Annotated in this window: 2 protein-coding genes, 1 rRNA gene and 1 pseudogene; all 4 read left to right on the top strand. The window is 47.3% G+C overall.

Translation table 11 applies throughout. The annotated features are described in order from the left end of the window. Nucleotides 1-76, top strand: a 5S ribosomal RNA gene (gene rrf / locus NLX78_RS26950); the annotation flags it as partial. 486 nt (nt 77-562) lie between these two features. Next, nucleotides 563-817, top strand: a pseudogene (locus NLX78_RS25870) (zinc ribbon domain-containing protein); the annotation flags it as partial. A 1597-nt stretch (nt 818-2414) separates the two neighbouring features. After that, nucleotides 2415-3638 (top strand): ACP S-malonyltransferase, encoded by a 1224-nt coding sequence (gene fabD, locus NLX78_RS25860; protein ID WP_254351872.1) that lies wholly within the window; start codon nt 2415-2417, stop codon nt 3636-3638. After that, nucleotides 3613-16293 (top strand): non-ribosomal peptide synthetase/type I polyketide synthase, encoded by a 12681-nt coding sequence (locus tag NLX78_RS25855; protein ID WP_254351871.1) that lies wholly within the window; start codon nt 3613-3615, stop codon nt 16291-16293. The genes fabD and NLX78_RS25855 overlap by 26 nt, the downstream gene beginning before the upstream one ends. The last annotated feature ends 8 nt before the right edge of the window (nt 16294-16301 follow it).

Below are 16301 nucleotides of genomic sequence, written 5' to 3'. Positions count from 1 at the left end.
GAACACGACCGTTAAGCCCTCCAGCGCCGATGGTACTTGGACCGCAGGGTCCTGGGAGAGTAGGACGTCGCCAAGCACGATAAAAGAGAGCACAGCCTTAATGGGCTGTGCTCTCTTTTATCTTCTCGGAATTAGATATTTAAACAGTTTAAAAATAGGATATGGAAACTAAGAAGGAATAACATAGAAGTAACCTAGTCCTGACGAAGAGTAGGCTTGATGGATGACGTAGTTCTTACATTGAAATAACAAAAACGGAACATGTATTAAAAATGCTTCGGCCATACCCTGCTGGATTAATGAACTCGTATCCCGTTTTCTAAAGCTGTAGGGAATGTTCGCCATACAGACGCAAGTTTAATTGAAGAAATTCCTCTTAACTCAAAGTGAACTGTTAGCCTAAAGAGTGCTATTATATGTATGAGCATGGATATGTACTACGTCCATATGAAATAAAAGTAATCATAACAGAATGCTGGATTATTATGCTTGTTCCTGAAGATATGTCTCTGAAAGGTTTTAAGATATTTATTTTATGGGTGCTAACAAGGACAAAGTGAGAAATCAGCTTGCTAAAGCGACGATAAGTGAAGTATCTTGGAGCTTGTTCCGTTCGATGCTTGAGTACAGGGCGAACTGGTAAGGACGTGATCTGATTATTGCACCCAAAGCTAGTAGACAATTATGCTCATGTTGCGGTTACAAAAATGCAGACGTGAAGAATCTTGGCTTGCGTGAATGGACTTGTCCCAGCTGTAATGTACATCATGATCGGGACGTGAACGCTGCCAATAATCTACTGAAACTCGCATTGTAATTGCATCTATTGGGTTAGAGACTAACCTGTAAACTTGGAGTGGCGTGTAGTTCACTAAGTCATTAGATGAACAAATATAATTTTAAAGATAAACTTGAACAAATGAAATGCCGCATATAGTGTAAAGTAACCCGCTGTATTAAGGATTCAGTTCGGTTTCTAAGGATAAAAATTACTTTGCATGTTGCTATTTATGAGCAAATTTATTTGCTCCGACTACGCGGATGAGACACTCGCGCGTACCCGCTTAGGGGCTCTTACGGGTGGTGAATAATTCCATTCCTATCTCGCAGGGAGATGATCTCTGCCGTTGCCACTATTATGTTAATAACGTGAATCGGCCTTGATTATTCAAGGCCGATTCTTTAGTTTAGGGGAAATGTTATGTACTTATCTGTTCATGAACTCATAGATTTAGAAGAGCTTCCTTCAGAAGAGCAATTGACGCTGCAGACCATTGCACAATTTTATGAGGAACACCTTTGTAACTTAATTTTTCATTATAAAATTCGTCATAAAAAGCGTGCCATCAGGTTGCATTTTAGAACTTTTGATCTTCCTCATGTGGTTCGCTGTAGACCCGGCTGCACAGGGCAAGGGTACGGGAGAAAACGAATTGGATAGAACACACGATTATTCGTGATCAGTTGGGTGCCCCTACGGTGATACTAGCGACAGCGGAGAAGCATCCATATCTGCTATCCATGTACGAGCGTTGGGAATATGAACGTATCTATGCTTTTGATCACGGAACAGGGGATGGGACGATGCATTTACTGCGTAAAGTGGTGAATCCTGAATTATTTGATACCTACATTCGTGAACGGCTAACCATAAATAGACCCGATCACCAAGAACGGACGAAGCAGATTCGTTCGCCGAAAGGGGGTTGGATAAAGCCACGAACTTTCACGAAAAGGACATCCGCAGCTTCGTGTGGAACGACTGCAACGCGTTACAATTTGGTTTGTCAAGCACCAGATATAGCACAAATTCCGTTTCTTACACTTACTACACAGAAATTTTTACAAAAATTCATTAAAAATTACAAACAATGCCTGATTTTTAGACAAAAAAGGGCATGGTTTGTGTGTATAATATATTTATACATTATATCGACATACTTTAATTTACTTTTATGTTTATATTGAAATAAAACCATTCATATATCGCATTTTTTTCTTATTAAAGGAATTTAAAAATATATTGACATTTTTCGAGTCCATATCTATTATATAAATAAAATATTTCTCATTTAATACTTACATCGAAAAACATCCTGTATAACCCCAACAATTTCTCATCACATTCATCTATGATGCTGAATTTTAGGTTCCAAGCCTGAAATTCTAGTATACCTCAAGGTTTTTACACTTCCAAGTCTACTCACACACCTGACTTTTGATCACAATCACACCACGAACGAAACCCTATTACCAATTCACTGCCATATGTCGATTACTGTTTTTTGGCAATCGAGTTCGTTGTTTTTTACTGTATTTTTCTCTACTTCTTAATGTCACCATATATATGTATTCATACATAAAATGTGATTTTTTTTGTTTATCCATATTTTTTTTGTGGAAAGGGGTTTGATATGAATCGCATGGCTTTGGTTTTTCCTGGGCAAGGCTCTCAGTATGTAGGAATGGGGGCTACGTGGCATAGCGGCTTTGCAGAAGCGGATCGCTTGTTCGAAGAGGCTGCTGATATTTTGGGATATGATCTGAAAGCTTTATGCATGGCAGGTCCGATGACCCAGCTATCCAGAACATTCTATACTCAGCCCGCACTTCTCACGATCAGTGTCATTGCATTCCGGCGTTATATGCATGAAATCGGAATTATCCCTGAATTTTCAGCAGGTCATAGCCTGGGTGAATATTCAGCTCTGGTAAGTAGCGGTGTTCTATCCTTTAGCGACGCTTTACGATTGGTTCAAAAGCGAGGACGCATCATGGAAGAAGCCGCAGTGGCCGGACTGGGCAGCTTGATTGCCGTTCGCGGAGCTGAGCCAGGCGCTGTGGAAGAATTCTGTCGTCTGCATTCTACAGTCGATCAGCCTGCTGTCATTGCCTGTTACAATTCACCTAACCAGTACGTCGTTTCAGGTCATCTCACTTCTGTTGCTGTGGTAGCTGGCGAGTTAGAACAGCGAGGGGCCCAAATTACCCGCTTGCAGGTCAGCGGCCCTTTTCATAGTCCGCTGATGCAGCATGCTGCGGATAGACTGACCGCAGAGCTGCAAAAATACACTTTAAATGAGGCGAAGTGGCCCGTGATCTCCAATGTGACCGCTCTGCCATACCCCGATGTTGACAGCATCCGTCAAGGATTGATTTTGCAAATGACTCACCCGGTTCGCTGGATTCAAACCATGCAGTATATGGTGAATCGTGGCGTGAAACAAGGCATCGAGTTAGGTCCACGAACGGTGCTGAAAAATTTGGCGAAGGAAATAAACACTACCATTGAATTTCTGTCCGTGGATAGAGACTTGGATCGCGTTGAACTGGAACGCCGCTTCTCAATCCGTGATTGGGTTGCTCGTTCCCTTTCACTGGCGGTATCTACCCCCAATGCCAATTGGAATGAAGATGATTATCGAAAGGGTGTTATTTTACCTGTTCGAAGACTGGAAGAATTACTTCGAAGCTCTGAATCAGGGAGCGGTTCACCTCCTGCTTTTGAGCAAAGACAGGAGATTTTGGAGTGTATTCGCCTGGTGTTGCAAACCAAACAGGTCTCCGAAGGAGAGCAGAAAGTAATGCTAGAGCAATTGAGGAGGGATCAGGATGGAACAGTTTCAAACTTTAATTGAAATCATTCAAGACCGTGCAAGCCGGGATGAGAACGGAATCACCTTTATTTCTGGTGATAAACAAGAGGAATACGTATCCTACTGTAAACTTCTGGAGCAAGCATCACAGGTACTTTATGAATTACAGGAAAAAGGGATACAACCTGGCGATGAGCTGATCATGCAGATCGACGACAATCATACCTTTGTGAATGTATTTTGGGGTTGCCTACTTGGTGGAATCGTTCCTGTTCCTGTAAGCATAGGGAATAATGATGAGCATAAAATGAAATTGCTTAAAATCTGGAATACACTTTCCCGCCCTTATATGATTGCAGATGACAAGGTATTGGAACAGTTAGAAAAATACTCGCACCAGCACGAACTGCTGGATTCCTTTGAGCCCGTTAAAAAAGCGACTTTTTCAAGCCATATATTCGATTATTCCAATCAGAGTAAAGGTGTTGTCCATATACCCAAACCGGAGGATTTAGCTTTTATCCAATTTTCCTCAGGTTCTACAGGTGATCCCAAAGGAGTCATGCTGACGCATGAAAATTTGGTTTACAATATTCGGGATATCGCAAATCAAACGGGCATGAGCTCCAAGGATGCTTATTTGGGCTGGATGCCGCTTACGCATGACCTGGGATTGATCGCATTTCATTTAACCTGTGTGATCGCTAATGCCAAGCAGTTGATTATGCCAACGGCACTTTTTATCAGACGCCCGTCTTTATGGCTAAAAAAAGTATCGGAGCATAAGGTGACTCAAATATGCTCTCCCAATTTTGGATATAAATTTTTTCTCGATCAGTATAAACCAGAAACAGCAGCTAACTGGGATTTGTCGAGTGTCCGTATGATCTTAAATGGAGCGGAGCCCGTATCTGTGGAGCTTTGTCATGTGTTTATGGATGCAATGAGTGTTCACGGTTTGAATAAAAATACGATGTTGCCTGTCTACGGATTGGCAGAGGCGAGCGTGGGCGTTTCCTCTCCACCTCTGGACAAAAACACCTTTATCCCCATTCATTTGAATCGGCAGCAGTTACACGTAGGTGAACCTATAGAAGAAGTGGACAAGTCCGACAAGCGGTGTCTTACTTTTGTAGATTTGGGGTATCCGCTGGCTAGTACCTCTGTCCGCATTTGCGATGAACAAAATCAGGTGCTCGAAGATGGGGTGATTGGACACACACAGATCCGCGGCAAAAATGTGGCATCCGGATACTATAACAATCCAGGGGCTACCGCGAAGGTCAAAACAGAGGATGGCTGGCTTATCACCGGCGATTTAGGGTTTATGCGGAACGGTCGCCTGACTATTACTGGTAGAGCCAAGGATATCATTTTCGTGAACGGACAGAATGTCTACCCGCATGACATCGAGAGGATTGCCGAGGAACTGGATGGTGTGGATCTCGGAAAAGTAGCCGTCTGCGGTGTACATGATACGCAAATGAGGCAGGATCGTATTATTGCCTTTGTGATGCACACGAAAAAGATAGAGCATTTTGTACCGCTTGTCCAAAAGCTGAAAAGTCATCTAAATTACCGGGGAGGTTGGCATATTCAGGATGTGGTTCCGATCCGGCGTATTCCTAAAACAACTAGTGGAAAGGTTCAGCGCTTCAAATTAGCCCAGAGTTATGAGCAGGGCGAATTTGATGAAATATTGACAGCACTGGCCGAGGCTACTCGAGTCATGCAAGCAGCTGAGCGTGTAGTCTTACCTCAAGGAGAGATAGAACAGAAGCTGATTGGAATCTGCCAGGATATTTTAAATGTAAAGTCGATCGGGACGGACGATAGCTACTTTGATATCGGAGTGACTTCCTTGCAGCTCGTTCAAATTGTGGACCTGTTGGAGGATCAATTAGGGATTCATATTGAGGTGACGGACTTCTTTTCCTATCCGACCATCGCCAAGCTTGCTGCATATATCTCTAGTCAGGGCATGAGCAGCGACCCGGCTGCAACAGCACAGTCCGAGGCCAAGGAGGAAGCAAATGTCCGGGATATCGCCATCATCGGCATGTCAGGCAAGTTTCCTCAAGCGGAAACATTAGAGCAGTTTTGGGCGAATGTGGCATCAGGGGCTGACAATATCGGCCCGTACAGCGACGAAAGAAGAAAAGATGCCGAAGATTTCATTTCCCGTCTGAATACGGAAGGACGAAATATACAAATTGCAGAAGGCGGCTATCTGGATGAAGTAGACAAATTCGATTATTCCTTCTTTAAGCTGACTCCACGGGAAGCCTCACTCATGGACCCGAATCAACGGTTATTTCTACAAACAGCCTGGAGCACGATTGAGGATGCGGGGTATGGGGGTAAGCAACTGGCAGGCCAAAAGGTCGGCGTGTATGTCGGCTTCTCCAAAACCAGCTTCGAATACGAGCGTTTGTTGTCTGAGGTGGAACCGGGCGCGCTGCCGAACTTTGCCATTGGTAATTTATCATCCATTATTTCCAGCAGGATTGCATATTTGCTCGATCTAAAAGGTCCGGCGCTAACAATTGATACAGCATGCTCTTCATCACTCGTGGCAGTGCATTTGGCCTGCAAGTCCATCCTTAGCGGAGACTGCGACATGGCCTTGGCAGGTGGAGTGAAGACGATTTTACTGCCGCTGAAAGCGGGCATTGGCATGGAATCCTCCGATGATCGAGCACGCGCCTTCGACGACCAGTCGGACGGAACGGGCTGGGGTGAAGGAGTTGGAGCCGTTTTACTGAAGCCGCTGCGCAAAGCGGAACAAGACGGTGACAACATTTTAGCCGTGATCAAGGGAAGTGCCATTAATCAGGACGGTAGCACGATTGGTATTTCCGCGCCGAATGCGCTGGCTCAGGCAGAAGTGATTTCGCAGGCGTGGCGCGATGCACGGATTGATCCTGAAACGATAAGTTGTATCGAAGCACATGGCACCGGAACCAAGCTGGGCGATCCGGTTGAGATTGACGGCATTACCAAGGCTTTCCGCAAGCATACACAGCGTAAGCAGTTTGTGGCCATCAGCACGGTCAAAACGAATATCGGTCATTTATACGAAGCCGCTGGGATTGCGGGCTTGATCAAATCCGTATTGTCCATGAAGCACCAACAGATTGCGCCGCTCGTTCATTTTCGCACACCAAACCAGAAGATCCATTTTGAGGAATCCCCGGTATATGCCAATACGAAGCTACGGGAATGGAAGTCGAACGGTTTCCCGAGAAGAAGCGGACTGAGTTCCTTTGGATTCAGCGGGACAAACTGCCATGTGGTGCTGGAGGAATATATAGCGAAGACGGAATCAGATCCAAGCTCAACGGGCAGCAACAATAAATCATCACCGCTGCTGTTGACCCTGTCGGCGCGAAGTGAATCCGCTTTGCGCCAGTTGGTCGGACGGTACGCAGAACGGTTCGGACGCGCAGAAGAGCTCGTGATGCAGGATGTGTGCTATACGGCTAACACAGGCAGAAGCCATCTGAATCATCGGATTGCTGTGACTGCCGCAGGAGCGGATGCGTTAAAAGCGAAGGTGCTTCAGTTGCATGAACAAGGCAGAGTTGTCGAAGGTGTATACACCGGAATAGCGGATAGCATAGGCAGCGTAGAGACGGTCACTGGAAGCTTGAACACGCTCCAATCCCTCGAGCAGCTTGCTGCCAAGTACGTGCAAGGAGCGCAGATCGATTGGAACGCCCTCTATGCAGGTAAGCGTTATAAAAAGGTTTCTCTGCCTACGTATCCATTCGAACGGAAAAGATGCTGGATTAACGTGCCTGAACAGGTTCGAGCGGAACAGAAGGCGCCAGTTCATGAAAACTCAACAGTAAAGGAGTCTGGAATGATGGGGAACGAGTATTCAGCGCCAGCATCTGCTATCGATCAGCACAAATCATCTATTCTTCAAAAGTTAGCGAAAATGATCGGTAACGTGTCTCAACTCAGTCTGGAGGAACTGGAGCCACAAACACATTTTCTGGAGCTTGGGCTAGATTCCATTAATTTGTCCCAGGTTCGCCACAGTATCAAGGATACCTTCGGACTGGACGTTCCAATGAACGAATTTTTCGAATCGTTGACCACGCTGGAGCTGTTGGCCAGCTACGTAGCTGAGCGGGTGAGCACTTTCACTTCTGCTGAAACCCCGGTTCAATCTGTGGAAAATCGTCCAGAAACAACTTTGAATCAGGTTGATCATGCAGCTTTCCCGTTAACCCAATTGTCTCATGAATCCGCTGTTCCGGCTGCGGCATCCGTTTATGCCATAGACACGGCTGGGCAAACACGGGCTCAAAGCTTTCCAATCGCTACAGCTCCTGCGGCTGTAGAGCGAATTTTGGAGCAACAGCTACATCTGATGTCACAGCAGCTCGATGTTCTCCGGCATCAGCCATCTGCATCCGTAATAGCTTCCGAGCCATTTAACCCGGAAACGGGCGTTTTGCTATCGGCAAGTAGTGAAAGTGCGCAAATCATCCGTACCGAATCCAAGCAGAAAGTCGCGGCTGCATTAGCACCAGCACCATCCGTAAAGGCTGTTTTCAAGAAGACAGGCAATGAAGCCAAGCCGTATACACCTTATAAAAAGCTGGATGTTAAAGCACGTGAATTGCTTTCGCTCCGTCAGGAACAACACCTGCAAGAACTGATTGAACGCTACACGGCCCGTACGCGTAGCACCAAACAGTACACCCAGCAGTATCGCTCCGTATACGCCAATAACCGCAATGTGGCTGGTTTCCGGCCTGTTTTGAAGGAAATGGTGTATCAAATTGTATCCCAGCGTGCAGACGGTTCAAAAATTTGGGATCTGGATGGCAATGAATATGTCGACTTGACGATGGGCTTTGGTGTAAATCTGTTTGGACATAATCCAGCCTTTATTCGTGAAAAAATTGAGAAAGAACTGAAGAACGGCATGTGTATTGGCCCCATGTCCAACATGGCTGGGCAAGTCGCCGAGCGAATATGCAAGATGACCGGTGTGGAACGGATTGCCCTGTATAATTCCGGCACGGAAGCCGTCATGGTCGCGCTCCGTTTGGCACGTGCTGCCACTGGACGAGCTAAAGTCGTCATTTTTGCTGGCTCGTATCACGGTACATTCGACGGGGTGCTGGCACTGGGGAGCGCGGGTGATGACAAGGAGCATTCGACACCTCTAGCTCCAGGTATCTTGCAGCATATGGTGGACGATGTCGTCGTGCTTCATTATGGGGCGGACGATTCTCTGGATTATATCCGCACCCATGCGCATGAACTGGCCGCGGTTATAGTGGAGCCGGTACAAAGCCGCCGACCAGATCTTCAGCCTAAAGCCTTTTTGCAGAAAATTCGCCAGATAACGGAGCAGTCGGGTACTGCCTTCATTTTTGATGAAGTCATCACAGGCTTCCGGATTCAGCCCGGAGGAGCCCAAGCGTGGTTTGGGGTACAAGCCGACCTCGTGACCTACGGTAAAATCATTGGCGGCGGGCTGCCCATCGGCATCGTAGCTGGAAAAGCCGCCTTTATGAACGGGATCGACGGAGGCACGTGGAGCTTCGGGGACGATTCCTATCCGCAGCATGAGCAGCAGCGAACCTTTGTGGCAGGAACCTTCTGCCATCATCCGCTGGCAATGGCTGCATCCTTAGCGGTGCTGGATCATTTGGAGAAGCATGGCGAGCAACTGCAAAATCGCTTGAACAGCCGCACCTCGGCGTTAGCAGCGGAGCTGAACAGCTATTTCACTGACGAACGCGTACCTATGAAGGTCGTTCACTTTGGCTCCCTATTCCGCTTCGTGCTCAAAGGCGATCTGGAGCTGTTCTTTTATCACATGCTGGACAAAGGCATCTATATCTGGGAGGGACGAAACTGCTTCTTGTCCACGGCCCATACCGAGGAAGATATTGCGCGAATCGTAGAAGCGGTCAAGGATAGCGTGAACGAGCTGCGTAAAGGGGGATTTTTACCGGACCCGCCCCCGAATGGAAACGGCCCGGGGCCGGGAAAGCAACCTGTACCTGTAACTGTACCTCCAGAGGCTGAAGCAGCAGAAACTATTATTGCGTTAACTCCAGAGCAAAAGCAGCTTTGGTTCGCTTCTGTTTCAGATCGAAGTGACTCTCAATCTTTACACGAAACCGCCTTGTTGCGGTTTCGTGGTCCACTTCAGCAGCAGGCGTTCAACCAAGCTGTCCAGACCATTGTAAACCGTCATGAAGCCTTACATATCTTTATGAGCGGCGATGGGGAAACTCAGGTGTTCGCTCCTGTGATGAAAGCGGAAATCCCGCTTCATGATTTTACCAGTTATCGCCCAGATGAACAGGAACAACATATCCGGGCATGGATGATCAAGGACAGTGAAACCCCGTTTGCCATGACGCCAGGCGAGCCATTATTCCGAATTCATCTGCTGAAAATATCGGATGAAGAGCATCTGGGTGTTTTTACGTTTCATCATTTTATCGCGGATGGCTGGTCAATCAGTGTATTCATTCAGGAACTGGAACACATCTATTCTGCGCTTGTTCGACATGCTGACTACAACCTTCCCGATCCAGTACCTTTTCGGAATTACGTTGTTTGGCAGCAAGATCAATTGAAAGCAGGGAAAAAAGAGGCCCTTGCTTTTTGGTCAGCAGTGCTAGAAAAGCAGCAGCCTGTCCTCCATCTGCCATCTCCGGTAAGGGGAATACAAATTCCGTCTTCCAGAGGAAGCAGACATACCATAATGCTCGAAGCGAAGCTCGTTAAACAATTGAGATCCGCCAGCATAAAGCTAGGCAGCAGTCTTTTTATAACGCTGCTATCCGCCTTTCAGATTTTTCTACATCGGCTGACAGGGCAGCAGGAAGTAACGGTGGGGGTTCCCACCGCAGGACAATCCCATATGGACGCCTTCTCTCTGATCGGCAACTGTGTCAACTTGCTTCCGATGATCAGCGAAGTGCGTCCTGATGCTACTTTTACGGAGCATGTTCAAACAGTCAAAAAGCGCATGAATGAACTAGACAGCTTTCAAAAGTACAGCTTTGCCGGACTCGCTCAGCTGGGGCTGAGGCATTTGCCTGTCATTAACGCTGTATTCAATATGGATCGACCGATTCCGCGTTTTCAATTCCATGAACTGGAAGTGGAACTCGTTGAGAATGAGGTATCATTCAGCAAATACGAGTTGTTTTTGAATGTGACAGAGGCGCAGCAACAATTACGTTTTGATTTCGACTACAATTCGGATCTTTTTCAGCCAAACATTATCGAAGCCTGGTCAGGATATTTACTGAATCTGCTGCATTCCTTTGTAAAGGAAGAAGGGGCTCGCGTTTCCGCGCTGACTTTACTCCGTGCGCCGGAGAACGAACAACTTCGAACTGCATGGGCAGCAAATACCGATGCCAACGGAAACTATCTTTGCGTCCTCGATGCCTACAAGCATTTGGCACCTGTTGGGACAGCAGGGGAGGTGTATCAAGCCTCAGTAGCAGGTCTGTTGGGAACAACCCGAGAATGGGCTTACGTGGAAAACGATGGCAAGCTGCGGCATATTGGCAATTTGAATCGGACTATCCACATTCGCGGACATCAGGTTAATCTGGAGCAGTTGGAGAAACATCTACTGCAAACTTTCCAATTGGAGTCCTGCGTCATTACACCGCAAACGGACGAAGCTGGAAAAGTCTCATATATAACCGCCTATGTGGTCGCAAACGCATCGAAGCCATGGGAAGAAGAAGCACTGAAAAAGGCTGTAATCGAAATTCTTCCAGATTATACGCAGCCTCGTTTTTGGATTCCTATGGATCATATTCCTCTTCTGCCGGATGGTCAGCCTGATCTACAGGCTTTGCCAGAGCCGGGACAAGCAAGCATATTCACTAAAACAGACACCGCTTCTGAGAACCACGGCGTAGAAGATCAACTCGTGAACATTTGGAAGGACGTTCTGAATGTAACGGATATCAGCTATGACGATAACTTTTTTCAACTGGGCGGTGATTCACTAAAAGCGACGGTCATTCTGTCGAGAGTCAATAAGGAATTGGGTGTACACATTCCACTTAGCCACATTTTTGAGCTGCAAACGATTGCAGAGCTGGCTACATATATTGCGGGTGGAACAAAGAAGACCTACGAACCGATTGTATCTGTGAAATCGCAAGCCTTCTATCCGGTATCTTCTTCCCAAAAGAGAATGTACGTGCTGGATCAGTTGGGAGGTGGAAAGGCCTATCATGTACCAGGTCAGCTTTTCATAGAGGGAGATCTGGAGGTTCCCCGCTTCATTAAAGCCGTTAGGGAAGTTATTTTGCGTCATGAATCCTTTCGGACGTATTTCGATCTGGAAGACGGGGAAGTGGTGCAAAAAGTTCGGGACACGATTCCATTCGACATACCATATACCCGTATTTCCAAGGAAGAAGCAAAACAGGCTCGGACCTTGTTTGTTCAGCCTTTTCATCTGGGAACAGCTCCTTTATTCCGCGCCGAACTGTACGAATTTATCGAAGGTGGCTTCAATCTGCTAGTGGATATGCATCACATCGTGTCCGATGGTTTCTCCATGGCCGTGCTGCTGGATGAAATCATTCAACGGTATCAGGGTAGACAGCTTGCGAACATTCAGCTTCATTACAAAGACTTTGTTGCTTGGCAGAAGCAGCAGATCACTGACGACGCATTGCAAGCGCATGAATCATATTGGCTCCAGACCTTGAATGGCGAGCTTCCTATACTGAATATACCTACGGACTTTTCACGTCCACAAACACAAAGCTTTGAAGGTGACAGCTTGACCGTCACCTTGGAATCCAAACTTACTAACACACTCTACAAATTGGCCCAAGATACCGAATCTACGATCTTTATGGTACTTTTGGCGGCTTATAATGTCCTGCTGGGCAAATATTCTGGTCAAGAGGACATTATCGTGGGTACACCTGTTGCCGGAAGACGGCATGTGGATACGCAAACGATGATTGGCATGTTCGTCAATACGCTGGTTCTTCGCAATCAGCCGCGATCTTTTTTAACGTTCCAATCCTTTTTGCAGAAGGTTAAGCAAAACTCGCTGCTGGCACTGGAGCATCAGGAATACCCGTTTGATGAGCTTGTAGACAAACTGGAACTGGTGCGCGACGTAAGTCGAAACCCGGTGTTCGATACGATGTTTAGTTTGCAAAATGTCGGCACAGATGTTTTGGAAACAGGAGGCATTCGTTTTAAACCGGAAGAATTCAACGCGGGTATCTCCAAGGTGGATTTTTCATTGCATGTGACCGAGGAAAAAGAATGTTTGTTCTTCACTTTGGAGTATGGCACAAAGCTGTTTAAACCGGAGACCATCCGACGGCTGGGAGAGCATTTTGTGCGAATTTTGGAAACGGTGACGCAGGATGTCGGGGTGCGGTTGGCCGATATTATGATCGTATCTGATGAAGAGAAGCAATTACTGCTAACCGAATTTAATCATACCGTCGTACCTTTCCCGCACCATGAGACAGTTCACGGGCAGTTTGAAAAGCAGGTCGTACAGACGCCGGGTCATATAGCATTGGTGTTCGGAAATCAGCGTCTGACCTACCGGGAGTTGAACGAACGTGCTAACTCACTGGCACGGATACTTCAAGCGCATGGTGTAGGACCCGATAAGCTAGTCGGCCTGATGGTGCAGCGTTCGGCGGAAATGATTATCGGTCTGCTCGCCGTGCTAAAAGCGGGTGGCGCTTATGTGCCTATCGATCCTGAATATCCGTCAGCCCGTATTGAGTATATGCTGAGTGACAGTGAGGCTGCCGTGCTCCTGACCAGTCGCGATCTGGTAGGAGAACACCATTACAGCGCCAACACCCTGTTTATCGAAGATGAGGAAGTATATCAAGGGGAAAGGACCAATCTGGAAGCCACTGCTCAGCCGGAGCATCTGGCTTACGTCATCTATACTTCTGGCTCAACCGGAAATCCGAAAGGAGTTATGCTCCAGCATCGCTCGGTGCTGAATTTTATTACAGGAATGCGTGAAGTGATCGACTTTGCAGCAAACAAAACGATTTTATCGCTAACCACCATTTCGTTCGATATTTTCGTTTTGGAAACGATTCTGCCCCTGTTGGGCGGCATGACCGTCGTACTGGGCGACCGCCATCATCAGGTCGATCCTCAGACACTTGGCGAATTGATTACTGCACACCACGTTGACATGCTACAAATGACACCATCCCGGCTGCACATGCTGCTGAGTCATGAAGAAGGCTCCCGTGCGCTGCAAGGTGTACAGGAAATTATGGTTGGGGGAGAAGCGCTTCCGCCCAGGCTGCTGGAGGCAATGCAGAAATTGAACGGCCCCCGTATTTATAACATGTACGGACCTACGGAAACGACGGTTTGGTCGGCAGTGCAGGAACTTACCGATGCCAATCAGATTGACATTGGACGCCCCATTGCGAATACGCACATTTATATCATGGATGCGCAGAACAGATTACAGCCAATCGGTATACCGGGCGAGCTATGCATTGCAGGGGAAGGGCTGGCCCGTGGCTATTGGAACCGCGAGGATTTGACGGCAGAAAAATTTGTGGATAATCCATTTTCAATAGGGACACGAATGTACAGAACGGGTGACCTCGCTCGCTGGAAAGCAGATGGAAATCTGGAGTTTATCGGCCGAATCGACCATCAGGTGAAAGTACGTGGATTCCGGATCGAACTGGGTGAGGTTGAAAATGCTTTGATGAGCCATTCTGCAATTCAAGAGGCTGTCGTCACTGTATATCAAAACAAAGAGCAAGAATCCGTCTTGTGTGCCTACATTGTATTGCATACAGAAGAAACACCAAGCTTAACGGTCATTCATGAACATGCCGCCAAGTTGCTCCCGTATTATTCGGTTCCGTCTTACTTCGTGTTTCTGGATCGGATACCGTTGACACCGAACGGAAAAACCGACCGAAAAGCATTGCCGGAGCCTGAAAAGCTATTCCGACCGGATGTGGCCTATGTAGCGCCGCGAAATGATGTGGAAGAAGCTTTGGCCGCCGTATGGCAAGATGTTTTGGGACGCGATCAGGTGGGCATTCAGGATAACTTTTTTCTGCTCGGAGGCGACTCGATTAAAGCAGTTCAAGTCATCGCACGCATGCGTCTCCACGGGTATTTACTGGATATCCGACACGTACTGGAGCATCCGTCCATTGAAATCCTGAGCGGCTATGCAGAAACATTGTCCCGTCCGATAGAGCAAGGTCCGATAGATGGAGAAGTACCACTGACACCGATACAACGACACCTACTCGATGGGTTTGAACGGCATCCAGCATCCGAGGCACTTCCTGCCGCAATGTCGGTACTGCTGTTGGCAAAGTCGGGCTTTGACGAGCAGCCATTGCGAGCCGCATTGAAGAAAATCGTAGAGCACCACGATGCTCTGCGCCTTGGCTTATTACAACAGGCTGACGAGTCGGTTACGCAAGCTCACAAAGGACTGCATGAGGAGCTAATCACGCTGGAGGTACTGTCGCTTACGGGAACGGAAAGCGAAGCACGCAGCCAGATGGAAGCTGAATGTCAACGGATTCAAAGCAGCCTGCGGCTGTTTGAAGGACCACGAGTTCGGGCAGGGCTTTTCCGTCTGGATAGCGGAGATCATCTTTTCCTTGCTGTAGACCCACTAGTGGCTGACGCCATTTCATGGAATATTTTGCTCGAAGATCTGGCAACAGGCTACGGACAAGCTCTGGATGGGGAAACGATTGTTTTACCGGACAAAACGAACGCTTACCAAACGTGGGCAGAGCATCTTGAGCATTATGCGAATAGTAAAGAGCTGCTCAAGGAGCAGGACTATTGGAACAAGATAGAGTTGTCAGAGTGGAGAACGCTTCCCAAAGACCATGAAGTCATTACGGATTCTGGATCGGAGAGACAAACACATCAGCTCCACCTGCAATTATCAACTGACGAAACCCAGCATCTGATGACACAGGTCAATCATGCCTATAATACCGTGCCGGAGGAAGTACTGCTGTCCGTACTGGGGCAAACAGTGTCCGAATGGTCAGGACAAGAACGGATTGCACTCTATGTGGAGAACCCTGGCCGAGAGCAGGCTGAAACAAATTCGCTGGATATCTCCAGAACGGTAGGGCAGTTTACGTCCGTGTATCCAGTTGTACTGGACATCAAATCTGCGGATGATATAGCGCTGTTGCTCAAGCGTGTGAAGGAAACGGTTCGGCAGGTTCCAAATCACGGATTGGGCTACGGTGCATTGAGATATCTGACCGAAGCCAGCAATCCAACGGATTCTAAACGTTTTCGTCATCCGGAAATTGGTTTCCGTTATATAGACTCCCCACACCCGGAATCGGTTTATTTTTCTATATCGCCGCTGCAAGCTGAAATTGGACCAGGTACCAAGGATGTGATTAATGGTTCATCTTATGCTCTTTATATGGATAGCCGGTTGGAGGACGGAAAATTAAGTATCCGTATATCCTATGACAGGAATGCATATGAAGAGCGCACGGTCAAACAACTTTTCTCCCGCTTCGAAACACACCTGTTGAATACCATTCGTCATTGCCTTGATCAGTCCGGTCAGGAACTGACACCAACAGACGTAGGGGCAGATGATCTGGATTTGGAAGAGTTCGAAGAGATGAAGCATTTTTATGAAAGCCTATAAATATTCGA

Origin of the sequence: Paenibacillus sp. Lou8.1, from assembly GCF_024213565.1 — a bacterium.
GTDB classification, from domain to species: Bacteria; Bacillota; Bacilli; order Paenibacillales; family Paenibacillaceae; genus Paenibacillus; species Paenibacillus polymyxa_B.
Note: the sequence above shows the minus strand (reverse complement) of the source record. Positions and strands in the feature narration are given on the sequence as shown.

What these genes read in the sequence shown, in the direction of transcription:
- fabD (WP_254351872.1), top strand. Translation starts at nt 2,415, where the DNA reads ATGAATCGCATGGCTTTGGTTTTTCCTGGGCAAGGCTCTCAGTATGTA.
- NLX78_RS25855 (WP_254351871.1), top strand. Translation starts at nt 3,613, where the DNA reads ATGGAACAGTTTCAAACTTTAATTGAAATCATTCAAGACCGTGCAAGC.